The organism is Sphingomonas sp. IC081, assembly GCF_006874585.1.
Lineage (GTDB): Bacteria > Pseudomonadota > Alphaproteobacteria > Sphingomonadales > Sphingomonadaceae > Novosphingobium.
In genome coordinates this window covers 554460-578118 of record NZ_CP029761.1, presented here as the reverse complement: position 1 = coordinate 578118, position 23659 = coordinate 554460, and the positions used below count along the sequence as shown (strand labels likewise).

The window sequence follows — 23659 nt, the reverse complement described above, 5'->3', positions numbered from 1 at the left end:
CGATACATGCTTTCGAAGCCGCGGCACCCGATGGCGCCACGGCTTCGATAACTTTCCCGCTATGCGGCGTCGACCGCAGGGGACCGGGGATTGCTCCGCTTTGGATGCGATCAGGGCAAGGCCTGCCTGCCCCGGCAGATCAGGCCACCAGCCCCATCGATGCCATGTATCCGCTGTCGTTCACGAACGTGATGTCACTCATGTCGATGTGCGCGCAGCCAGTGAGCGTGATCTTGTCGGTGCCGACGGTGACGATGGTGTTGGCGCCCTGGGTAGTGATGGTGACCGAACTGGTCGGCGTGCTGACAAGGACCAGCTTGTCCTGCCCCGCCGTGAAGTCGGTGACGGTGTCGATGCCGAAACCGCCCGTGAAAACAAACTGGTCGGCCCCGACACCGCCCGTCAGCGTATCGTTGCCCGCCCCCCCGGCGATCATGTCGTCACCGGCGCCGCCGTCGATGATGTCGTTGCCGGCGCCGCCCGCCAGATGGTTGGCCCCGCTGTTGCCGAAGAGCTTGTTGGCAAGCTCATTGCCCGCACCGTTGACGTCGGCCGTCCCGGTCAGTCGCAGGATCTCGACATTGGCCGGCAGCTTGTAGGTGATCGAGGCCTGGACGGTGTCGGTCCCCTCGCCCGCCTGCTCGACAACGGTGGTCGTCGTGTTGTCGACCACCATGACATCGTCGCCCTTGCCGCCGATCAGGGTGTCGCTACCGCCCTGCCCGTCGAGATAGTCGTTGCCGCCAAGGCCGCTGAGCACATTGGAGCCGCTGTTGCCGATCATCCGGTTGGCATCGGCATTGCCGGTCGCGGTAATGTCCGCCGTACCGGTGAGGCGCAGGTTCTCGACCGCGTTCGGCAGGACATAGGAGATCGACGTCTGGATCGTGTCGGTGCCCTCGCCGGGATTTTCGATCACCCGGGTCATCACGTCGTTGACGACATAAGTATCGTCTCCGGTGCCTCCGATCAGGGTGTCATTGCCGCCCTGCCCGTCAATATAGTCATTGCCGGCAAGCCCGGTCAGCACGTTCGCGCCCGAATTCCCGAACAGGCGGTTGGCCAGTTCGTTGCCGGTGCCGTTGAGCGAGGCATCGCCTGCCAGGGTGAGGGTCTCGACATTGGCGGGCAGGACGTAGCTGACCGAAGCGACCACGGAATCGCTGCCGCCGCCGGCACTTTCGTTGATCTTGTCCTGCGCATTGCCGACCTGATAGACGTCGTTGCCGCTCGTGCCGGTGAAGACCTGGGGAGCGGCAGTCTGCGCCGGCGGCGTGGCCGACGCGGTCGCCGACGCGGCCTTCACGAAGTCGCTGCCGTCATACGTCGTGTGCTGGCCGTTGATCGTCGTCGAAACGGTATCGACGGTGCGATAGGCCTTCACGTAGTCGATCTGCATCTCGCCGGTGCCGGTCTGCGCATCGGGGCCTCCGCCCCAGCTGCCGCTGCCACCGACCGCGAGGTTCATCAGCAGGTACATTTCCTTGTTCATCGCCGCAGGGGTCGGCTGTTCGGCAACCGCGACGCCATCGATGTAATAGATGACGCGGTCGGAATTCCAGTCGACACCGTAGGTGTGGAACTGCGAGGTATCGACGACCACGCGGTCCTGGACCGAGGTGTTGGCGGTACCGTCGGTGCCGTGGGTGGTGAGGTAGACGACATTGGGATCGTTGCCGAGCATCTCGAACACGTCGAGCTCCGGCGGCCACGAACTGTCGGTCGGCAGCAGCCAGAACGCGGGCCACATGCCGGCGCCATCAGGCAACTTGGCACGGATCTCGAAATAGCCGTACTGCTGCGAGAACGTGAACTTCGAGGTCAGCAGGCCCGAGGTGTAGGTATGCCCGTCGACATAAGGCAGGACTTCGGCGCTGGTCGGCGCAGCAGTGATGGTCAGCACCCCGCTGTCGATCGAGAACGGATTGACGCCCAGCGCCTTGGAGCCGGTGCCGGCCCAATCGGGATCCATGTAGATCTCCGATTCACCCGTCAGCGTGTGGCTGGCAATCGTGCCCGCACCGCCATGGCCATATTCGGTGCGCCAGGTTCCACCCTGACTATAGAGGCTGAGCGAATTGAAATCGTCGGAGAACGACAGTTTCAGCTTCGAGGTGTCGAGTTGATAGGTGAAGTCACCGGAAGTCAGGTTGCCGGCGGTGACGCCGCGCAGCACCAGCTTTTCGCCATTGGCGAAATTGAGCACGGTGTCGGCGCCGACCTGGCTGGCGATCGACTTGATCTGGCTGAACGCGGTGATGCCGTAACCGCCAAGGCGGATCTGGTCGAGCCCGCTGGTGAAGTCCTGGATAACGTCGCTGCCGTTACCGGCGCTGATGATGAAGGTGTCTGCACCATCGCCGCCGACGAGGACGTCGTTGCCCTTGCCGCCGTCGAGTTGCTGGTCGTACTCGTTGCCGACGATGACGTTGTCGAGATCGTTGCCACCGCCGTACCAGGCGTTCTTGCCCTCGAGAACGAGGTTTTCGACGTTCGCCTCAAGAATGTGATAGACGCTGCTGCGGATCGTATCGACGCCTTCGCCCGCCAGTTCGACCACACGGTCCTTGAGCGACGAGATGCAGTAGATGTCGTCGCCCAGACCGCCGGTATAGGTGTCCCCGCCGCCATAACCACGCATGATGTCATTTGCGGTCGTACCCAGCAGATTGTCCGCCGCCGACGTCCCGTAAAAGACCTTCTTCGAGGCTCCGGAGTAGTTAAGTACAGTTCCAAGAGCGTTCGTATAAGGAAAAGCCATAATTCAAAACCCCAGAATTACAGGGAAATGTTCCCTCGTCTCTGGAATTGGCTTTTATGCGCGCGCCGTGGAACGGCGATCTAAAGATGGCAGTTAATCGATGTCAACGATTGCATTCACGCCGAACGAACGCTTTTTCGCGATAAAGTCATGAAAATAGTTGAAATTATTTTCATGAAGTCTGCCTTGCGACGTTCCCCCAATTCAGCAAGAAAAAGCATCGCGGCAATGGTCAAAAGGCTGGCCGACAGCGCTCCAACGGGGGTGGCGACCCACTGCGGCCACAATGCACCGATCAGAACCATGACTGGTAGATGCATGATATACAGGGTAAAACTCGCCCCCGCGAAGTAGCGCACGAGCTTTTCGAACCAGGCCGGAAAGAAACTGTAGGTAGTTTCCACCGAGGCAAAAACGACGATCGCTCCGCCCAGCAGCAGCCCCAGACCAAAGTAGTACGCCATGCTGGGAATCAGCCTGTCAACGGCGGGCCATTCGAACAAGGGAATGGCTGAAATTCCAAGGTATTTCCTCCATACGACACTCGCCAGAAGCAGTCCCGCAAAGAGCGTCCAACCCATGGCCGGGCGCAAACGCCGCCCCCGCAAGACCAGCCGATGAATGAACACGCCCAGTAGCCAGAGCGGCAAGGCAACCACGATTCTCGGCCCCACCACTGCACACCACGCCATGGCAAGCACGATGCGCACAGACCCCCTGGCAAACACCAGGAAGGCGAAGAGCGCATAGTAGGCGACCTCATAAGCCAGTGACCAGAACGGTGCGCCGGTGACGATCGTCGCATGGTCGAACCACAGTTCGTTGGTGAAAGTGAGATAACGCAGCACTTCGAACCAGCCCGGCGGCACGCCCCCCAGCCCCGCCGCCTTGGCTCCGTCCGGCGCGGCCGCCACGTAGACTTGCGGCACCAGATAGGTTCCGAGCGCATAACAGACGATCAGCACCAGGACTGCCAGCGGAATCACCGAGTACATCCGCAGCGCGCGCGCACGCACATAACTGCGCCAGTCACGCTCCTTGAACGTGACGACATGGCTGATGACAAAACCGGAAAGCACGAAGAATATCGCCACGCCTTCCTTGGCGCTGTGCCCGACGATGACCGGCAGGTCGATGCGGTAGACCTGTCCGGCATGGCCGACAAAGACCAGCAATGCAGCAAAGAGCCGCAAGAGATCGAGAAAAAGAGATAGATTTCGGCTCATGCCGCCCCCCGGAAAAACGAAATCAGCGAACGCTTCCTTAGGGAACCGTTGGCGTGCCGTTCACTGTGCCGGATTTATGAGGGCATCGCGTGACCGCTCAAACTGCAAGAACCTCCAAAACCCACCAAACAATGACCGACCAGCCCCCCGCTCCCCCCTCCCCGCCACTGCTACCGCCGCCGGCAGCCTCGTTGCACGACCTGGCCTCTGCCGGCCTTGAGGCCGGCCAGAGCATGATCGCTGCTTCCGCGGGCGCCGCCAGTTCAGCGCCGGTGTCGATCGATGCCGCGGCCTTCACCCAGCTCGGCGAACTGTTGGTAGCTCTGGCACGCGCAGCCAGACGATGCGGCGGCGAGGACTGCTTCGCCCGTCCCGTCAACGGTGTCCGCAGCTGGGTCCCGTCACAGGTGCTCGACGAAACCGCGCGGCGGATCGAGGCACTGGAACACGAGAGCCGGACCTTGCGGGAAGCACTGACGACCATCGCACAATCACGGCCGGCCTTGCTGCCCCGCCGCTCCCCGGGCACTCCGCAGAGCATAGCGCTTGCGGCACTGGAGGCCTTTGCGAAAGCCGCCCGCTGAACCGCAATACCCGCGGCAACGACCACCTGTCCGGGACGAACCCCCGGACAGCCTCAATGGCACCTCAATGGCGGGGCGTGAGCACTGGAAGCGGGGAAGACGAGCGCTCGCACGCCCGCATGGGCTGCTTACCCTTTGATCTCAGACGAAACCAAGCACCCAGGCAAGCAGTGCCCAGCAGGCAAGGCTGATCACCAAGCCGACCAGCCATCCCCGCCACAGGATCGGTCCTGCCCCGAAACCCGCCGCCCCCTGCCCTCGCGGCGTGACTTCATCGGGACCGGCGGGAAACTCAGCCATGCCTTCGCCTTGTGATTGCAGGTTGGACTGCCCCCGATCGGTGGCGGCATGATTATGCCTGCGCCCGGATGCCACAGGCGGTTGCGGTGTGATCTGGGGAGAATTGTCAGCGGATGGCATGAGGCAATACCACATGGAGCGAGCCTGAGCACGGACGCCCCCATGCATAACGCGCTGCGGCGCAACAGAGCAAGCGTGAACCGCCTTATGCGTGCGGCACGACGTCGATGCTTGCCCCTTCCCGAGCCGAAGGCTGGATCAAACCGTGCAAGCGTTCAGGCGAGCACGGCTGCACTCGCCCCCGCTTCCTTCGCCAGGCGGTACAATCGTTCAAGCATTTCATCGGCCAGGCCAGCCCGCCGGGAGGGATTGCTGACAAACGGATCGCGCGTGGCCAGCTCCACCAGAGCCTGCGCCGTGCGTTCGGGGCTGAAGCCGAGCAACCGCCGCGTGACCGGCACCGCTTCAAGCACGCGCTTGGCCTGGCGCCGGACCAACGCCACCTTTGGCGGCGCGGCAATACGCGCCCGAAATTCGGCAAGCGCTGCCTCGGGATCGAGCGCGATCATCGTGCCAAACGGCTCGGGCCGCTTGCCGAAACGCAGCAGGGGCATGGGATCCGGCGGCGGCACGAGCGCGACAGTCACGTCCATGTCCAGCGAGGCCGCCCAGTCCGCCCATTTCGCCGTGGAGAAATTGCGCGAAACGGCAAAACCTCGCCATGGCACGCCGAAAGCATCCGCCAGGATGGCCCCGTGCAGCGATTCCGTCAGCACCAGCCGCGCACCGGCCAGCGCCGCGATCACGTCACGCGGAGAGCCCCGGGGATCAACGATATCGAAACCCGCCAGTTGCGCGGCCCGGGACCAGCCCGGGAATGCCAGCGTTTCATAATGCGGCATGACCACCGTTCTTGTGGTCGACGGCCTGGACGCCAGGTCCGCAAATGAGGGCGAACGGGGAACAAGCACCGCACCGTCCGTCAATGCCCGATCCGCCGGAAGTCCGAGCGCCCGCGCACTTACCGGGCCGCGCACGCAGTGGTAGCGCACATCGAGCCCCTGCCAGCGCGCCGGATCGGAATACCCCGCTCCACTGGTGAAGACATGCAACCGGGAACATCCGGCCGGATCGATGCCGATGATGGTACCGATCCCCACAAAAGCGGTACCATTGCCCGTCCCTGTGCCCGGCAAGGAGACATCCTGCCCGAACAGCCCAGGCGCAAGCTCAGGCCAGAGCAAGGGATTGAGATCGTCCCCGAAATTCGGAACGGCGGGCTCGTAGTGTAGCAACCTCATGCCTGCCCTCCAGCCTTCGGGCGCACCGGCAACGCCCATCCGGCGATCCGGCCGGCGCGCAGCACACTGCTCGCCCCCCTCTTCGTCCCTGACGCCATGACGGCATCAGGCATCACGAGAATTGCGGAAAGCGGACTGAACATAAGGCCACAAGTCTCCATCTGGTCGAGCGATACGAACCAAGCGCACACATGCAGGAGCCCGGGCCGGAGCGATGCATCGCAATGCTTGATTGCCCGCACAATGCCCGTGAAATTCCCACCCCCTTGCACACCGGCCCACCCGATCCCGGATTACCCACCTCCATACCGAGCGCCCGACCGCCCCCAGCCGCCATGCGGTGAGCCGCATGCACCAAACCGGACGCTGCGGTGCACAACGCCCCTATGGAGCCGGATGCAGCGCCCGCGACCGCCAAAGCGCAGCTTGTGTTCCCGATCGAAGAATGGACAAGCAATATCTTGCACGGATTGAATAATATCAAACACAGAACGCCATCACCATAACCGTAAATATCCAAATCGGATCTTATAGTCATGACATCAACCGAAATCGGACCTCGCCCAACATTGTAAACAATGAATACCAAGATGTATGCTTATCGAGTCGTCAACGCTTTCCTTTTTGCGATGCACGGGGCCGGAAATCCGGCCCCTTCTGCGCGGATCGGGCTGCGGCGAGGACAAGGAGAAACGGCAGCTTCGTCACGCGAAGGGGGGGTCGTCCACGCCAATCTCGCTCGCTAACGCGCCTCCATCGGCAGGCGTGAATTGCTGGCACGCATCCCTGTCCATTTCCGGAGTCATAACCGGAAGGATAGGCAGCGGACCAGATCCGTTAAGCTATTCCAGGAGGCATCTATGGGCAAATTTGTAGGAACTGCGGGCAGCGACCGCATCAGCGGTACTGACGAAGGCGATGCGATTTTCGGAGGCAAGGGCGTCGACTACTTGTACGGCGGCGCCGGGAATGACTGTTTTGTCATCAATCTCTATGACATGGACCCCAGCCTGTCGAACAATGCGCGCCTCGGCGCGCAGACCCAGGACGTCATTTATGACTTCTACGGCGCTGGCGGCTGGGAAGGTGGCGGCAACAACGACTTCATCTATCTTGCCAATTTCGGCGCGGGATCGACGCTGACGTTCGCGGGATACGGTACGGACGGCACCACGCAATCGCAGTATTACATCATCCACAGCGCCACGACCGGCCTCGATTACACGATCGCGATCGGTTCGATGAATGGCAAACTGCTCGGCGCCGGCGACTTCAACTTCTACAACTGAGCAGACCAAGGCCCGCAAATGCGAAGCCTGCGCGCGGAAGGAACCAACACCTTCCGCGCGCTGTCGTTTGTTGCAAGGCAACTCCAAACAGCGCTGCGATGCGACAAGGCCGCCAGATCGGCCAGAGCGCAAGGTACGGCAATAACACATGTCGACCGTCCAGAGGGTGCACCCCGGCCACGGGGGTAACCGTATATTCCGCTTTGGGGTAGCGCTGCTGCCAACTCTGCCTGAACAACACAGCGAATACTACGCCATCCAAAGTATAAAACCCCATTTTCAATCCAAACCGGACCATACAGGTCCAAACAGGATCGGATTTAGGCCCATTATGCTTTGCCGCCAGAGCGCTTTCCGCGCCACAATTTCTGCGGCACCTACCGGGCTGAAGCACCATCCCGGGTTTGTTCCGGAGAATTCATCACGTGGCCAAGCTTGAGATGACAACGATGCGCAGCCTGCTGCTTGCACTCCCTCTATCGATGGCTCTCCTCTCGGGCGGCTGCTCCAGCGCGGGGGAACTGCCGGTGCGCACGCTTGGGCCAGGAGAAACCGCCTATGCCCTGGGCAGCGGAGACAAGCTGCGCATCACCGTCTACGGCGAAGACAAGCTGACCGGCGAATACATGGTCGACAGCGGCGGCTCGGTCGCGTTCCCGCTGGTGGGCGCGATACAGGCACGCGGGCTGACCGCATCAGCGCTGGCAGAAAGGATCGCGGGCGCCTTGCGCCAGGGCTACCTTGACGCCCCCAGTGTTTCGATCGACGTGCTGAACTACCGCCCCTATTACATCCTCGGCGAAGTCAGCAAACCGGGCGAATATCCGTATGCAGACAGCCTGACCATCTTCAGCGCGGTGGCCAAGGCGGAAGGCTTCACCTACCGCGCGGACGAACGCCGGGTCTTCATCCGCCACAAGGACGAAGCCGGAGAGACGCTCTACCGGCTGGACGGCGCCACCCCCGTGCTCCCGGGCGACACGATCCGGGTGCTGGAACGCAAGTTCTAGTGGATTGACCGGAACGAAAGAGTCCAGTTGGGGATTCCCACTGGCTTGCTGGCGTGTCAGTCTCGGAGGATGCGTGATGGGATCAGCTTCATCGTTTCGGCCTCCGACCGTCAACGCCTGCACGACATCGTGTCGGCGCCCTTGAGTCCACAGAAACATGTCTGGCGCGCCCGTATCGTTCTTTTGAGCAGCGACGGCCTGGGCACCTCGGCGATTATGACGGCAACAGGAAAGTCGAAGACCTGCGTGTGGCGCTGGCAGGAGCGTTTCATGCACGAAGGCGTCGATGGCCTGCTCCGCGACAAGTCCCGTCCGCCCGGCAAGGCGCCGGTATTGCCCAAGCGCGTGGCCGAAATTGTCCGGCTTACGCAGGAACCGCCGCCGCATGAGGCAACCCACTGGACGGCGCGCGCGATGGCCAAAGCGGTCGGGCTTGCCGTTTCGACAGTGCAGTCGATCTGGAAGGCGCATGGGCTTGCTCCGCATCGCTGGCGCAGCTTCAAGCTGTCGAACGATCCGGCTTTCGCCGAAAAGCTCACCGAGATCGTCGGCCTCTATGTCGATCCCCCCGCCCATGCGGTGGTCCTGTCGATCGACGAGAAATCGCAGATACAGGCGCTCGACCGCACCCAGCCCGGTCTGCCGATGAAGAAGGGCCGCGCCGGCACCCTGACCCATGACTACAAGCGCCACGGCACGACCACGCTGTTCGCTGCGCTCAATGTGCTCGACGGAACCGTGATAGGGCAGAACATGCAGCGCCACCGCCACCAGGAGTTCATCCGCTTCCTCAATCGGATCGAGCGTGAAGTACCCAAGGGCAAGGCGATCCACGTGATCCTCGACAACTATGCCGCACACAAGAAGGACAAGGTCCAGGAGTGGCTCGCCCGCCATCCGCGCTGGACTTTCCACTTCACGCCGACATCTTCCTCATGGCTCAATGCCGTCGAGGGCTTCTTCGCAAAGCTGACCAGGCGGCGCCTTAAGCACGGCGTCTTCCACTCCGTCGTCGACCTCCAGGCTGCCATCAACCGGTTCATCCGGGAGTACAACGCCGACAACCCCAAGCCCTTCATCTGGAAGGCCAATCCGGACGAAATCATCGCGGCTCGAAATCGAGGGTTCCAAACGTTGGAGTCAATCCACTAGCACGGTGCGCACGCGCATTCCCTCAGGCGGCGGGGCCGCGGCCCTTCCCGTCCGCCACCGAAGACGCCCGCTCGCACTGGCCCTTGCCGGCGGACTTGTGGCGCTGCCCACAGTGGTCGGCGCGCAAACGCTGACGCCGCCAATACACGAGCCGGACGATGCCGCGGGCAACCGCAAGATCGCCGGATATGCCTCAATCGGATATGAACTCGCGGGCCTTGATGTCTTTCCCGAACTGGCTTTCGCCGCACGCGGCGACAGCAACGTCTTTGCCGACGACACGCGCCGCCGATCGGATATCGCCCTCTCGCTCGCACCAAAAATCACGGCAAGGCGCCTGACCCGGTCAAGCCGGACGACGCTGGAGGCAGATGCCCGCATCAGCCGCTTCGGATCGCTCGCCAGCCAGGATTCGAACGAATTTGCGGCCTCTGCCTCCTATACCCGGTTCGCCGGAGCGGGCGATTCCATAACGGCCAGCACCTCCTATCGCCGGGAGGTCGTACAGCGCGGCACGGCCGAGAACGACCTGCCTTTCGGCGACCCGCTGATCCGGCGAGCGATCCAGACCGCAATACAGGGGCACAAACGCTTCAACCGGCTCGCGATCGACGGCGCCGCCCGGTTCGTGCACATGCGCTATGAGGAGGCCCGCCTGGGCAATGGCCTGGCGATCGACCAGAGCTTTCGCAACGGTGAGCGCTATGCCGTCCAATTGACGGCGAGTTACGAGCTCAGCGGTCGCACCACGCTGTTTGCCGGCGGCAGCTACGACCATTTCGATTACCGCATGTCGCCAGCCCTCACCAACCGCGATGCCGACGCCTGGAGCGCGGCTGCCGGGGTCAGTTACGAAGTCAGCCGGGTGCTGATCGCGCAACTGGCGCTGGGCGAGCGGCAATATGATTTTGTCGATCCGGCACTAGGGCGATTTTCCGGGCTCTCGATCGCGGGGCAATTGCGCTACTTTCCCACACGCCTGCTCTCGATCCGCGGCAGCATCGAGCAGACCAGCACCACCAGCCCCTACGATCTCGTCGGAGCGGTCACGTTGACCACGGCCCGAATCGAGGGTGAGTACGAGATGCGCCGCGCCCTGTCGTGGGTCGGCAAGGTGCAATTCACCGCCGAGGACTATGGGTCGAAGGACTATTCCGCGCGCAGCCTCTCGATTTCCGCCGGGCCGCGCTGGCGCCTGAACCGATGGCTCAGCGCTGAAGCGACCCTTGGCCATGATCGCCGCTTCACCCAAGGCATCGCGCCATTCCCTCGCTATTCCCGCACTTATGCGCTGCTGACCATCACGCTCGCGCCATGATCGCAATCCCGCTTCCCCGGATTATGCCTCGCCGCGTACAGGAACTGGCCGAAACACCGCCCCCGCGCGCGGCGCGCTTCATGTATTCCGCCCTGGCCACGGTGATCGCCGCGCTCGCGAGCGTGCTGCTGGCCGGATCTTCGGTCACTTATGCGCCGCTGCACGCCGCCGTCCCGCACCAGAACACGATCGGTCCACCGCGCGCAGGAACCGACAATGTGCCGCCCATGACCGTGCTGCCCGGAACGCCTGGTGGCGATGGCGATCCATCCACCGAAATCGATAGCGATTCCGCCCGCACGTTGAACGCGGCGGCCGCGTTCGTGCCGCTGGGACCGGATCACCCCACTTCGGTCAGGTTCTCGGAAAAGAGCGGCGATTTCGCACGTGCGCTCGATTGCCTTGCCTCCGCCGTGCTTTACGAAGCGGGCGACGATCCGGCGGGGCAGGCCGCCGTGGCACAAGTCGTCATCAACCGGGTGCACCACCCTGCGTTTCCTCGCACCGTATGCGCGGTGGTCTACCAGGGATCGGAGCGGGCGACCGGCTGCCAGTTCACCTTCACGTGCGACGGCGCCTTGCGGCGCCTGCCCTCGCCCGCCGCCTGGCAACGCGCCCGCAAGCTGGCCGAGTCCTTTCTGGAAGGCCGCGCGGAGCCCGCCGTCGGCCTCGCCACCCACTACCACACTGACTGGGTTCATCCATATTGGAGCGATAGTCTCGACAAAGTGGCGCGTGTCGGCACGCACCTGTTCTTCCGCTGGCGCGGCGACTGGGGGCGCCAGCCGGCCTTCACCGCCATTCGCGTGGGACCGGAACCTGTCGAACCCGAACTCGCCGCACTATCCCAAGCGCACCGCAATGCGCCCCCCGGCAACGACAGTGCCCTCGCTCCGACAGGAGCTGCCGAAACGAGCGGACGCCCCGTGGCTGCCGAAATGATCGCGACTGGCCCTGGCGACCACTTCATCCAGACCGATGCCGGCGGCAACGGCGGCAACCTCGCGATAGGGGCGCTGGACCTGTGCCGAGGGCAACTGCGCTGCAAGGTGATTGGCTGGGACCGGCGCGCGGAAGCCTACGGCTCCCCTGCCACGCCGCTGGTGCGCACGGTATCGTTCCTTTACGTTCGCGATGTCCGCACCGGGGTGGAAGTGGTGCTGTGGGACTGCGCACGCTACAACCGACCGCTCGACAGCCAATGCCTTTCCGCAGGCAATCGCCACTGGATCACTTTCACCGGCAGCCTGGCCCGTAAACGCACAGACAGCGCCGTCGAGGCACCCAATTAACGAACATTTCGGGCCACTGGGACGCACGTCGGGCTGATGGCCCTGCGGAGGCAACCTCGGCCCAAATTGCCCGCCATTTGGGCGCCTCGATGGTGCCGCTTATGAATTAACGGCCTTGGCGGCGCAGCCTCCATGCGACCGGGCATGGCCAGCCCTGCTCCATGTTGGAGCAATGGGCCCCGTCTTCGCCCCATCTACGCCCAAAACGGTTCCACTAGCGCTTCATCGTCAGCCCGAATTCCGAATACTCCATCTCAGGAAAAGAACCGATACGCCGCGCGACCAGCAAGGCCGATCGGTTCCGGAATGGCTGGTGACGTCGTGCACGCCCAACCACGTCGGGGGGACAACAGGCCTTGAGGAAACCGATTTCGGATTGGCAGCAGCGTGCCCAGCAACGATCCGCGCCGGCGTCCATGCTGGCGCTTGTACAGGGTGCCGGGCATACGCCGCAGACCACCTCGCCATCGCTGCCGCGCAAGCACGGCGCGATGCACCATGTCCTTCTGGCAGCAACCATCCCCGCCGTGCTCCTGACTCTGCCGGTGATCCTGGCCTCTCCGGCCAGAGGGGAGACACTGGCGGAAGCAATCGACATCGCCTTCCGCCAGAATCCATCGCTCGCCGCCGGTCGCGCCGCCACCCACGCCGCGGAAGAACGGATCGCCCAGGGCAAGGCCCGGTTCGGCCCGACGCTCAGTGCCGATGCCGCCTACACGTTTGCCTTGCGCCGCGTCAGCGTGAACGGGGAGACGACGATCCGCCAGCACGGATTCACGCCTGACTTCTCGGCATCGCTGGAACAACCCCTGTTCACGTTTGGCCGGCTCAGCGCCCAACGCCGCGTGGCCGAAGCCGGTTACGGCAGTTCGATGGCGGATCTCCACGCCGCAGAACAGCAGACGATCGCTCAGGTCATCGTCACCTATGCCAATGTGCTGCGCGACCAGCAACTGGTCGACATCGCGCGCGAAAACCTCACCCTGCTGACCGAGCAACTCGACCAGACGCAGGCGCGCTACGGCGCCCGCTACGCCACCGAGACCGATCTGCAGCAGACCCGCAACCGCATCTTCAGCGGCCAGGCCCAGCTCGAACTGGCGCAGGGCAACCTGCAGGCCAGCCGCAACGGCTTTCGCAACCTCGTCGGCCGCTATCCGCAAGGCCTTTCCCCCTTGCCGCAACTGCCGCCTCTCCCGCGCACGATCGAGGATGCCCAGGCGATCGCCGCCACGTCCAGTCCGGTGCTGGAGGGCGCCCGCATGGACCTCCTTGCCGCCCAGCATCAGGTCGCCGCCGCGCGCGGAGCGACCAGGCCTTATCTCGGCCTCAAGGGCGCGGTGTCCCGCACCCCGCTCTCGATCGAAAGCGACGACCTGCGTGAGATCGACACACAGGTGCAAGTCGCCGTCACCGTGCCGCTCTACTCGTCCGGCCTGCTGTCCTCGCAAGTCCGCGAGGCCAAGCAGAACGCCGACAGCACCAGCCAGCAACTGGAACAGACCTCGCGCGATCTGCGGGAAAACGTCGCCAGCTACTGGGACCAGCTGGCCGCCACCCGGCGCGCCCTTCCCGCCTACGCCCGCGCCGTGTCGGCCGCGCAAGCTGCGCTGGAGGGCGCCCGGCAGCAGCAATTGGCCGGACAAGTCACCTCGCTCGACGTGCTCGATACCGCGCGTGACCTGCTGACGTCCCGGCAGGCATTGGCCCAGGCCGAAGCCCAGCTCTACGTCGCCCATGCGCTCCTGCTGGGCAGCATGGGACAGCTGCGCCCGGAGAGCTTCTCGCCAAACAGCCCGGCCTTTGACCCGGCACCTTACGAAACGCTGTTCTACACCGGCCTGCCAACCGGGCCGGTGATCGAGGTCCTTGACGTGATCGGCTACGACGCGGGGCACAAACGCACGGCCGTCGCAGTCGAACACGCCGAGGAACCGGGCCACGACATGCCGCCCGAACCCGCAAGGGCGCCGCAGCAATGACCGGCAGGCCCACCCGCCCCGCCCCTGTGCCCAGCCCGGGCCGATCCCATGAGGAGACGGCGTGATGCCCAATGGCGAAAACCTCTTCGCGTCGCTCAAGGCGATGATGCGCACGCTGCTGCCGGTGCTCTGGCCGATCTTGACGTTCAGCGCGGTATTCAACGTGCTGCTGCTGGCGGGCTCGTTCTTCATGCTGCTGGTCTATGACGACGTTCTGGCCAGCCGCAGCGTGCCAACGCTGAGCGGACTGCTTCTGATGGTGGCGCTCGCCTATCTCGTGCAGGGCGGGATCGACGTGCTGCGCGCCCGCGTGCTCATGCACACCGGCGCCTTGGCGGACCGCCGCTTCTGCGACCGCATCTACGACGTCCTGAGCCGCCACGAACGCGAAGTGGGCCCGCTGCCATCCGGTGTCGCCCCGGTCCGCGATCTCGATCTGGTGCGCGGCTACATCACCGGCCCCGGGCCGCTGGCCCTGCTCGACCTGCCCTATGTCGCGATGTTCCTGCTCATCCTCTTCGTGTTCCACTGGGCGCTCGGACTGGTGACGCTGGCCGGTGTCGCCGTCCTGCTGGTGCTGATGCTGGTGGGCGACCAACGCAGCCGCAAGCCCGCCCAGCAGGTCGCCTCGGTGGCCGCCGCGCGATTTGCCATGGCCGAGGACATCCGCCGCAACGGCGAAGTGCTGCGCGTACTCGGCATGTCCGGCCGCCGCAACGACAGCTGGGACGGGATCAGCCTCGCGCTCATCGGAGCACACGATGAACTCGCCGGGGTTTCCGGACGCATGCAGGTGATCAGCAAGGCCTTCCGCATGTTCCTGCAGTCGCTGGTGCTGGCCGTCGGTACCTATCTGGTGATCGAGAACATGGCGACCGGCGGCGTCATCATCGCCGGCTCGATCCTCAGCGCCCGCGCGCTGATGCCGGTGGAACAGACGATCGGCCAATGGAAAGGCATGACCGAGGCCAGCCAGGCCTGGCGCCGCCTTCACGCCCTGTTCGACACCGTACCAACCCGCGTGCCGCCACTGCGCCTGCCCCGCCCCTGCCGCGACCTCGAAGTCCAGGCCGTGTTCTGCGGTCCGCCGGGACGGCGCGCCGTCACGCTCAGCAACGCCAGCTTCCGCCTGGCGGCAGGAGAGGCGCTTGCGGTGATCGGCCATAGCGGATCGGGAAAATCCACCCTGATGCGCGCGATCACCGGCGCCTGGCCAAGCCTGCGCGGCGCGGTGCGCGTCGACGGCGCCTCGCTGGACCAGTGGGACCCAGTCGAACTCGGGCGAGACATCGGCTACGTGCCCCAGACGATCGAGATGTTCGAAGGCAGCGTGGCGCAGAACATCAGCCGCTTCGATCCGGAGGCCGACGCCGACGCCATCATCGCCGCGGCCCGCGCCGCCGATGTGCACGATCTGATCCTGTCGCTGCCCGGCGGTTATGAATATGCCCTCGGCGGCCCTGGAGGCGGAGGCCTGTCGGCCGGGCAGAAACAACGCCTCGCCCTTGCCCGGGCGCTTTACCGCGATCCGTTCCTGCTCGTGCTGGACGAGCCCAATTCCAACCTCGATGCCGCCGGTGAGGCTGCCCTGATCGAAGCCGTGCGCACGGCCAAGGCGCGCGGCGCGATCGTCATCGTGGTCGGACACCGCCCTTCCGTCTTTGCCCATGTCGACCACATCATGGTCATGGCTGACGGCCAGATCCGCCAGATGGGCGAGCGTACCGAGATGCTCCAGCGCCTCAATTTCAATCCGGCGGTGCGCAGCAATCCGGCGGGTTCTCCCGCCGCGCCAGGTACCCCGGCGCCTTCACCGTCCACCACGGAAGCTGCATCGCATGCGGTTTCAGGAACAGAGGCAGGATAACCGCGTGAACAGCACCATTCCCAGCCCCGGCCCCTTCGCCCAGCCCGCCACCGCCCTGCTCCCGCCACCCCGATACGAACCGGCGGAAAGCCTCCGGCGCGAAATCCGGTTCGGCATGTGGCTTTGCGGCGGACTGGTTTTCGGCCTTGGCGGCCTCGCCACCTTCCTGCCGATGGCGGGCGCGGTGATCGCGCCGGGCGATGTCTCGGTGGCATCGCACGTGAAGCAGGTCAGCCACCCTTCCGGCGGCGTCGCCGCGCAGATCCTCGTGGCCGATGGCGACCATGTCACGCAGGGCCAGCCGATGATCCGCTTCGACACCACGGTCACCGGCGCGGCAGCCAACTACACCGGCGAGAATGTCGACCAGTTGCTCGCCCGCGCTGCGCGCCTCCAGGCTGAACGGGATGGCGCTGCCGCCATCGCCTTCCCTGCCGAACTGACGCAGCGAGCAAGCCAGCCCGAGATCGCCGCCTTGATGGCGGCAGAACGCAAGACCCTGGCACTCAAACGCAGTTCGCGGCAATCGGCGCTTTCGCAACTGGGCCAGCGCATCCAGCAAAGCCAGGCTGACCTCGACAGCTACAGCGCCCGCTCACGAAGCCTGGGCGAACAGGCCGCGATGATCGGCAACGAACTCGACGCCACCCGCAAGCTCTACGAAAAGCGCTACACCACGCTCGACCGGCTGAGCGCGCTGGAGCGTACCGCTTCCGATCTCGCCGCCCAGCGCACCGGCGCCAGCGAAAGCGCGCAGTCGCAGCGCGCGCACATCACCGAACTGCGCTACCAGATGGGCTCCATCAACGCCGAGGCCCGCAGCACCGCCGCCACCGAACTGCTCGACACGCAGACACGGATCAGCGAACTGCGCCGCCAGCAGGTAGCCGCACAGGACAGCTACGACCGCGCGGTCATCCGCGCCCCGCAAAGCGGCGTGGTCGACAAGCTCGCCTTTCGCACCATCGGCGGCTTCGTGCCGGCCGGGCAGACGATCATGGAAATCGTCCCCGACAACGATCGGCTGACCGTCAACGCCATGATCAAGCCTGCGGATATCGATCAGGTGCGCGAAGGACTGGTTGCCATCTTGCGGTTCAGCGCCTTTTCGCAGCGCACCACGCCCGAACTGCAGGGCCACATCACCCATGTCGCCGCCGACCGCACCGATGACAGCCAGACGCGGGCGACCTACTATCGCGCCACCATCACGCTGGATCCCGGCGAATTGGCGAAACTTGGGGAACTGCGGCTCAAACCCGGCATGCCGGCGGAAGTCTTCATCCAGACCGGGCACCGCACGATGCTAAACTACATCCTCAAGCCACTGAGTGACCAGTTCTCCCGCGCATTCCGCGAGAATTGAACACAGCAGGCGCTGTTCCGGGGCTGATGTCCAGGCACACTCGCCGGCCCTCTGGAGCGTTTTCCAATCCGGTGGAATCACCTGATGACTCAAAAAACGCGCAAAACCAAAACCGTAGAGCAGTTGGTCCGATTCAATCGGATCAACTGCTCTAGCCGCATTCCCGCCATACACGCGCCATGGTGCAGGCGGTCTGGTGCCGACGCAGTCCCAGAACGGTCCGGTTCACGCAGGATCTCAAACGGGCAATAGCGGACGAACAGGAAGATAATGTAAAAATGAATAGTCCAATATGAATGTTCAAAATTTACAAAATCCAAATCGGACTGAAACACACCCACCATAAACACAGGCACTTAAGTAAGTTCACATAATAAAACGCACGAAATATCCGCATTCAAAGCCACAATGGATCATTTACCTATGCTGCAATGCAGCATCAACATATTGACGAGACATCAACTTTTATTACCATCTCATCAACCAAAGAATCAATTCGGTCGCCATCGCAATTGTGTTCCCTTTTCAAGCGGATGAAACGATGGACGCTATCTCGACACGGCAAGATGAGATGACCTCGCACCACCTTCCTCCGGAAGCGTATGGGACGCACAAGCGCTCTCTTTTGGGTGCAGGTGCAAAACCGCAAGGAGGCGCCATGAACCCCGTCATTCCGGCAAGCGTTGGAAGCACCGTGGCCCCTTCGGCCCCGGTCATTGCCCCCCCCTATCGCACCAACGGCTCGCAAGGGCACGGCATCGTCGCGCAAGGCAGCCCGGCCAACCTCGAGCATCGGGCCTGGCGCGGGCCGCTCGGCGAGACGGGCCCCGTCGCGCCGGAAGATCGGGCCATCCCGCTCGGCACACGGGACGAGACTTCCTACCTGCTGCGGGGCGAACCGGACCATTCTGCCCCGCACGCTTCGCCAGAACCGGCCGATCCTGTGGCCGGTCCCCTGCACGACGCCATGGCCACACCCCGGCCAAGCAATGCAGCCGGGCTGTCCCGGGCGTTCGACGTCGCCGTCGCCATGCTGGCGATCATTGCTTTCCTGCCGCTGCTGGTGCTGGTCGCCTGCGCCATCCGCGCCTCCGGACCGGGGCCGGTAATCTTCATCCAGCGCCGCGTCGGCCATGCTGGCGGCCTGTTCCCCTGCCTCAAGTTCCGCAGCATGGTGATCAATTCACAGGACGTGCTTGACCGGCTGCTCGCCGAATGCCCCCGCGCACGCGCCGAATGGGCGCGCGACCAGAAACTGCGTAGCGATCCGCGCGTCACCCCGATCGGCGCACTCCTGCGCAAGAGCAGCCTCGACGAACTGCCGCAGCTGTTCAACGTCTTGTTCGGCCACATGAGCATCGTCGGCCCGCGCCCCATCGTCGAGGCGGAAATCCCGCGCTACGGCGACCGTTTCGAGGCCTACTGCTCGGTCCGTCCGGGCCTGACCGGGCTCTGGCAGGTCAGCGGCCGGAACGAGGTCTCCTACGAAGCCCGTGTCCGACTCGATGCCCGCTACGCACAGCGCAAGTCGTTCTTCTACGACATGGCAATCTGTCTGCGCACCGTACCTGCCGTCCTCGCTTCACGCGGCTGCTACTAGGTGTTTGGTCCCAACATGTGATGGTGTAAAACTATCCCCATCACAGCGGAGGGATTTATGGGCCAGGTTCTCCATGGCAGCGCCAAGACCACGCACGCCATTCGAGCAGAGCTACAGCGATCGCAAGCTTCGGTCGCGCACCTCGCCAAGAAGTACGGGATCAACGAGAAAACGGTCCTGAAGTGGCGCAAGCGGCAATCGGTGGAAGACTTGCCGATGGGACCGAGGGAGCGGCGCAGCACTGTGCTCTCCCCAATGGAGGAAGCCGCGATCGTGGCGCTGCGGGTGCAGGCCCGGCTGCCACTCGACGATGTTTACATCGCGCTCAAGGACGTGATCCCGCATCTGAGCCGCTCGTCGTTGCATCGCTGCCTGCAACGGCATGGGATCAGCCAGTTGCCCAAAGCCGATCGCGAGAAGCCGCAGAAGTTCAAGAACTACGAGATCGGCTACTTCCACATCGATATCGCCGAACTGCGTTATGAGGATGGCAAGGCCTACCTCTATGTCGCCGTGGACCGCACATCCAAGCTGGTCTTCGCACGCATCTATCGCAGAGCGACGAAGCTGGTCGCAGCCGGCTTCCTGAAAGCGTTGATCAGGACGGTGCCCTACAAGATTCACACCATCCTCACCGACAACGGCGTGCAGTTCGCCCAGTTCGAGCGTGGCACCGGCCTGTCCTTCCCGCACATCTTCGGCCGCGTCTGTCAGGAAAACGGTATCGAGCACCGGCTAACCAAGCCCTATCATCCCTGGACCAACGGGCAGGCCGAACGCATGGTGCGAACCATCAAGGAGGCGACCGTCAAATCCTTCCATTACGCCTCGATCAACGAACTGCGACGGCACGTCCGTGACTGGCTGACCGCCTACAACTTCGCCAAGCAGCTCAAGGCGCTCAAGTTCCGAACGCCTTACGAAGCTGTCGAGGAACTCTGGAAATCAAAGCCTCACATCTTTATCGTCAAACCTAACCATCACATGTTGGGACTAAACACCTAAGCCGTGAACAGTTCGCCGCTCCCCGCAACCACCGCCCACACGCGCGCCCTGCACCAGGCGATCTACTTGGCGCATCGTCTAAGGCACACCAGCCAGCTGCCGACGCAAGGCGGCAGCAAACAAGGCGGTGGCAAACAAGGCGGTGGCGAACAGGACCGGCGAAAGGTCCCCGCCGCTACCGGCTGATCCGCTTGGGGCGCAGGGCATCGCGCATTGCGAAGCTGGAACTGATGCGCGTCACCCCCGGCAAGCGCGAAAGCACTTCACCGTGGATCGCCTCGTATGCGGCAACACTCTCGGTGCGCAGACGTAGCCAATAGTCGACATCACCGCCCATCAGGAAGCACTCGCGAATTTCCGGGCACTGCCGCACGGCGTTCTCGAAGCGTGAGAGGTAGTCTTCGGTCTGGCGCTCCAGCGTCACCTGCACCACCACATCGACGCCCCGCACATCGTCGTTTTCCGCGCCGGTGATCACGGTGTACCCACGAATCACGCCGCGATCTTCCATGATGCGGATCCGCCTGAGGCATGCGGAAGGAGAAAGCCCCACTTCCTGCGCCACTTCGGCATTGGGCTTGCGCCCGTCGAGGCGCAGCACACGCAGGATCGAGCGGTCCACGTCGTCGGGGGCCCATGCCATGATCTATCACAACCTTCGTAGAACGATGCCAAATTTCGCATATCGTAGCGATTCCTGCGAATAATTGGCAGCCTATTTGAAACAGGGTACGATAGCCTTTCCTCATTCCGGCCCTGATCGATCAGGAGATAACCGGTTCCAAGGGGAATGATGTGGTTGCCGGAGCACGCCTGACAATCGACCTCGAAGCACTCGCCGCGAACTACCGGTTGATTCGCGACCGTGTGGCCCCCGCAGCGGTCGGCGGCGTGGTCAAGGCAAACGGCTACGGTCTCGGCGCTGCAGAAGTCGCGCGCACCCTGATCGACGAAGGATGCCGCCATCTTTTCGTGGCCTTGCAGGGCGAAGCGGAAGCCCTGATTCCCGAACTTCCCGCCGGCATTCCGGTCTACATCCTCAATGGCCTCCTCCCCGGCGGCGAAGCTGCCTGCGCGGCGCTCGGCGCGGTGCCGGTGCTCAATTCGCTGGACCAGATCGAGCGCTGGTCGGCCGAAGCGGCACGATGCGACACGCGCCTGCCAGCCGTGCTTCAGGTCGATACCGGCATGTCCCGCATGGGCCTGCCGGGCGACGAGATCGCACAGGTACTGGCGCGGCCCGAGCTGCTTCGCCCGATCGACCTGCATTTCATCATCAGCCATCTGGCCTGCGCCGACGAACCCGGCGATGCCGCCAACGCCGCGCAGGAAACACACTTCCGCACGATCGCCGCCAGCTTTCCCGGTGTCCCGCTCGCTCTCGACAACAGCGGCGGCGCGTTCCACGCACGCGGCCACTTCGATCTCGTGCGCGCCGGCATCGCGCTTTACGGCGGCGCGCCTCGCAGCAATGCACCTAACCCGATGCGCGCGACGGTGCACCTCGAAGCCCGCATCGCCCAGCTCCGCACGATCCCCGCCGGCACCGGGGTCGGCTATGGCCTGACCTTCAAGACCACGCGCGAGACCCGCATCGCCACCATCCCGGTCGGTTATGCCGATGGTTGGCCGCGCTGCCTCGGCAACCGGGGTTCGGCCTATATCGCCGGCATCCGCGTGCCGGTTGCCGGGCGCGTTTCGATGGACAGCATTACCCTCGACGTCACCGATGTGCCCGCCGAGCACCTCCGTCCCGGCGCGCCGGTCGAACTGCTCGGCCCTCATCAGGGCATCGATCAGGTCGCCGCCGATGCGGGCACCATTTCCTACGAGATCCTGACGCAACTCAGCCGCCGCTACGAACGGGTCTACCTCCCCTCTGAAACCAGCGCGCGCATTCGGAGCACTGCATCCATGAAGACTGCCCCATGAAGATCGCCATCCTCGGCAGCGGCGTCATCGGCGTCACCTCCGCCTGGTATCTGGCCGAAGCGGGCCACGAAGTCGTGGTGATCGACCGGCAGGAAGGCCCGGCACTGGAAACCAGCTTCGCCAATGCCGGCGAGATTTCGCCCGGCTACGCGTCGCCCTGGGCCGCCCCCGGCATTCCCACCAAGGCCCTGCGCTGGCTGATGATGGAACACGCACCGCTGATCCTGCGCCTCCACGCCGATCCGGCGATGCTGCGCTGGCTCTTCGCGATGCTCGGCAACTGCAACGCGCGCGACTATGCGATCAACAAGAGCCGCATGGTGCGCCTTGCCGAATTCAGCCGCGACTGCCTGATCGCGCTGCGCCGGGACACCGGCATCGCTTATGACGAACGCATGCAGGGCACCCTGCAACTGTTCCGCGAACAGAAGCAGCTCGACGGGATCGGCAAGGACATCGAAGTGCTGAAGGCCGATGGCGTGCCTTTCGAAGTGCTTGACAAGGCCGGCTGCATCGGCGCCGAACCGGGTCTCGCCACCAGCCAGGCGTCCATCGCGGGCGGACTGCGCCTGCCCCACGACGAGACCGGCGACTGCTTCAAGTTCACCAATGCCCTTGCCGCGATGGCCGCCGCCAAGGGCGTGCGCTTCCTCAACAGCACCTCGATCCACCGGCTGATCGAGGACGGCGGACGCATCACCCATGTCGAGACCGACCAGGGCAAGCTGGCGGCCGATGGCTTCCTTGTCGCCATGGGCAGCTTCTCGCCGCAGCTCGTTGCGCCGCTGGGCATTCGCCTGCCGGTCTACCCGGTCAAGGGCTACTCGCTGACCGTGCCGATCGTCGACGAGCCGCGCGCGCCGGTCTCCACCTTGCTCGACGAGAGCTACAAGGTGGCGATCACCCGTTTGGGAGACCGCATCCGCATCGGCGGCATGGCCGAGATCTCGGGCTTTTCGCGCGATCTGCCGCCTGCCCGGCGCGCCACGCTGGAACATTCGGCCGGCACCCTGTTCCCCGGCGCGGGCGACATGGCGCAAGGCAGCTTCTGGTCCGGCCTCAGGCCGATGACGCCGGACAGCACGCCGGTCATCGGCGCCACCAAGGTGCCGAACCTGTTCCTCAACACCGGCCACGGCACGCTGGGCTGGACGATGGCCTGCGGTTCGGCCCATGTCATCGCCGACATCATCGGCGGCCACAAGCCGGCCATCGAGACCGCAGACCTTGCCATCAGCCGCTACTGAACCTCATCCGGAAGGACCCGACATGACCATTACCCGCATCGACCAGGGCCCACGCATGAGCGAGGCCGTGATCCACGGCGACACCATCTACCTCGCCGGCCAGATCGGCGAACCGGGCGCGAGCATCACCGAGCAGACCAAGGTGGCGCTGGCGGAGATCGAGGCGTTGCTCGCCAAGACCGGCAGCAGCAAGGATCACCTGCTGATGGCCACGATCTGGCTCGCCGACATGGCCGACTTCGAGGAAATGAACGCGGTCTGGGATGGCTGGATCGCCGGCCACCCGGCCCCGGCCCGGGCGACCGGTGAAGCCAGGCTGTTCACCCCGGACTACAAGGTCGAGATCATCGTGATCGCCGCCAGGGCCTGAGAGGCTGTTTGAAAAATGCCCGAGAGGGCATTTTGACGGCGGCGCCAGCCCGCAAAA

At 64.1% G+C, this 23659-nt stretch carries 19 protein-coding genes; 14 read left to right on the top strand and 5 right to left on the bottom strand.

What is annotated here, in order from left to right; all coding sequences use genetic code 11:
* Window positions 1-139: 139 nt before the first annotated feature.
* Both DM450_RS02910 and DM450_RS02905 read right to left on the bottom strand, forming a co-directional pair.
* Complete coding sequence (locus DM450_RS02910) at window positions 140-2761, bottom strand: family 16 glycosylhydrolase (protein WP_142632513.1); 2622 nt, start codon at window positions 2759-2761, stop codon at window positions 140-142.
* Window positions 2762-2877: 116 nt separating this feature from the next.
* The gene (locus tag DM450_RS02905; RefSeq protein ID WP_142632512.1) at window positions 2878-3987 is read right to left on the bottom strand and encodes an acyltransferase family protein; all 1110 of its coding nucleotides are present in this window, start codon (window positions 3985-3987) and stop codon (window positions 2878-2880) included.
* A 233-nt stretch (window positions 3988-4220) separates the two neighbouring features.
* On the opposite strand from DM450_RS02905, the gene DM450_RS02900 reads away from it, so the two are divergent.
* Window positions 4221-4571, top strand: a complete 351-nt coding sequence (locus DM450_RS02900; protein ID WP_142632511.1) for a hypothetical protein — start codon at window positions 4221-4223, stop codon at window positions 4569-4571.
* Between the two features lie 141 nt (window positions 4572-4712).
* Here the strand turns inward: DM450_RS02900 and DM450_RS25690 are convergent, their stop codons facing one another.
* Both DM450_RS25690 and DM450_RS02895 read right to left on the bottom strand, forming a co-directional pair.
* Window positions 4713-4871: a hypothetical protein gene (locus tag DM450_RS25690; protein WP_185928692.1), complete on the bottom strand. Its 159-nt coding sequence runs from the start codon at window positions 4869-4871 to the stop codon at window positions 4713-4715.
* A gap of 275 nt (window positions 4872-5146) precedes the next feature.
* Window positions 5147-6172 carry a polysaccharide pyruvyl transferase family protein gene (locus DM450_RS02895; protein ID WP_185928691.1) on the bottom strand — a complete coding sequence of 342 codons (1026 nt, stop codon included), beginning with the start codon at window positions 6170-6172 and terminating at the stop codon, window positions 5147-5149.
* Between the two features lie 860 nt (window positions 6173-7032).
* Between DM450_RS02895 and DM450_RS02890 the strand changes: the two genes are divergently transcribed.
* The 10 genes from DM450_RS02890 to DM450_RS02845 all read left to right on the top strand — a co-directional run bounded on the left by DM450_RS02890 (window position 7033) and on the right by DM450_RS02845 (window position 20053).
* A complete protein-coding gene (locus DM450_RS02890; RefSeq protein ID WP_142632509.1) occupies window positions 7033-7461 on the top strand; it encodes a hypothetical protein in 429 nt (142 codons plus the stop codon).
* A 425-nt stretch (window positions 7462-7886) separates the two neighbouring features.
* A complete protein-coding gene (locus tag DM450_RS02885; protein WP_260610117.1) occupies window positions 7887-8471 on the top strand; it encodes a polysaccharide biosynthesis/export family protein in 585 nt (194 codons plus the stop codon).
* Window positions 8472-8540: 69 nt separating this feature from the next.
* A complete protein-coding gene (locus DM450_RS02880; RefSeq protein ID WP_142632508.1) occupies window positions 8541-9623 on the top strand; it encodes an IS630 family transposase in 1083 nt (360 codons plus the stop codon).
* Window positions 9624-9720: 97 nt separating this feature from the next.
* Window positions 9721-10941, top strand: a complete 1221-nt coding sequence (locus tag DM450_RS02875; RefSeq protein ID WP_185928690.1) for an outer membrane beta-barrel protein — start codon at window positions 9721-9723, stop codon at window positions 10939-10941.
* A 23-nt stretch (window positions 10942-10964) separates the two neighbouring features.
* Window positions 10965-12233: a cell wall hydrolase gene (locus tag DM450_RS02870; protein WP_260610116.1), complete on the top strand. Its 1269-nt coding sequence runs from the start codon at window positions 10965-10967 to the stop codon at window positions 12231-12233.
* A gap of 416 nt (window positions 12234-12649) precedes the next feature.
* Window positions 12650-14215, top strand: coding sequence for a TolC family outer membrane protein (locus tag DM450_RS02865; protein ID WP_142632506.1), 1566 nt, complete (start codon window positions 12650-12652; stop codon window positions 14213-14215).
* A 64-nt stretch (window positions 14216-14279) separates the two neighbouring features.
* Window positions 14280-16082, top strand: a complete 1803-nt coding sequence (locus DM450_RS02860) for a type I secretion system permease/ATPase (RefSeq protein ID WP_260610115.1) — start codon at window positions 14280-14282, stop codon at window positions 16080-16082.
* A 4-nt stretch (window positions 16083-16086) separates the two neighbouring features.
* Complete coding sequence (locus tag DM450_RS02855) at window positions 16087-17448, top strand: HlyD family type I secretion periplasmic adaptor subunit (protein ID WP_260610114.1); 1362 nt, start codon at window positions 16087-16089, stop codon at window positions 17446-17448.
* A 658-nt stretch (window positions 17449-18106) separates the two neighbouring features.
* Window positions 18107-19048 carry a sugar transferase gene (locus DM450_RS02850; protein ID WP_260610113.1) on the top strand — a complete coding sequence of 314 codons (942 nt, stop codon included), beginning with the start codon at window positions 18107-18109 and terminating at the stop codon, window positions 19046-19048.
* A gap of 57 nt (window positions 19049-19105) precedes the next feature.
* Window positions 19106-20053 (top strand): IS481 family transposase, encoded by a 948-nt coding sequence (locus tag DM450_RS02845; RefSeq protein WP_142632503.1) that lies wholly within the window; start codon window positions 19106-19108, stop codon window positions 20051-20053.
* Between the two features lie 175 nt (window positions 20054-20228).
* On the opposite strand, the gene DM450_RS02840 is transcribed toward DM450_RS02845, so the two are convergent.
* On the bottom strand, window positions 20229-20696 hold the full coding sequence (locus DM450_RS02840) for an Lrp/AsnC family transcriptional regulator (protein ID WP_142632502.1): 468 nt from the start codon (window positions 20694-20696) through the stop codon (window positions 20229-20231).
* 152 nt (window positions 20697-20848) lie between these two features.
* Between DM450_RS02840 and alr the strand changes: the two genes are divergently transcribed.
* The 3 genes from alr to DM450_RS02825 are packed head-to-tail and all read left to right on the top strand — an operon-like array spanning window position 20849 to window position 23602.
* Window positions 20849-21985, top strand: coding sequence for an alanine racemase (gene alr, locus DM450_RS02835; protein WP_142632501.1), 1137 nt, complete (start codon window positions 20849-20851; stop codon window positions 21983-21985).
* The gene (locus tag DM450_RS02830; protein WP_142632500.1) at window positions 21982-23232 is read left to right on the top strand and encodes a D-amino acid dehydrogenase; all 1251 of its coding nucleotides are present in this window, start codon (window positions 21982-21984) and stop codon (window positions 23230-23232) included. Before alr ends, DM450_RS02830 begins: the two co-directional genes overlap by 4 nt.
* 22 nt (window positions 23233-23254) lie before the next feature.
* Window positions 23255-23602 (top strand): RidA family protein, encoded by a 348-nt coding sequence (locus tag DM450_RS02825; protein ID WP_142632499.1) that lies wholly within the window; start codon window positions 23255-23257, stop codon window positions 23600-23602.
* The last annotated feature ends 57 nt before the right edge of the window (window positions 23603-23659 follow it).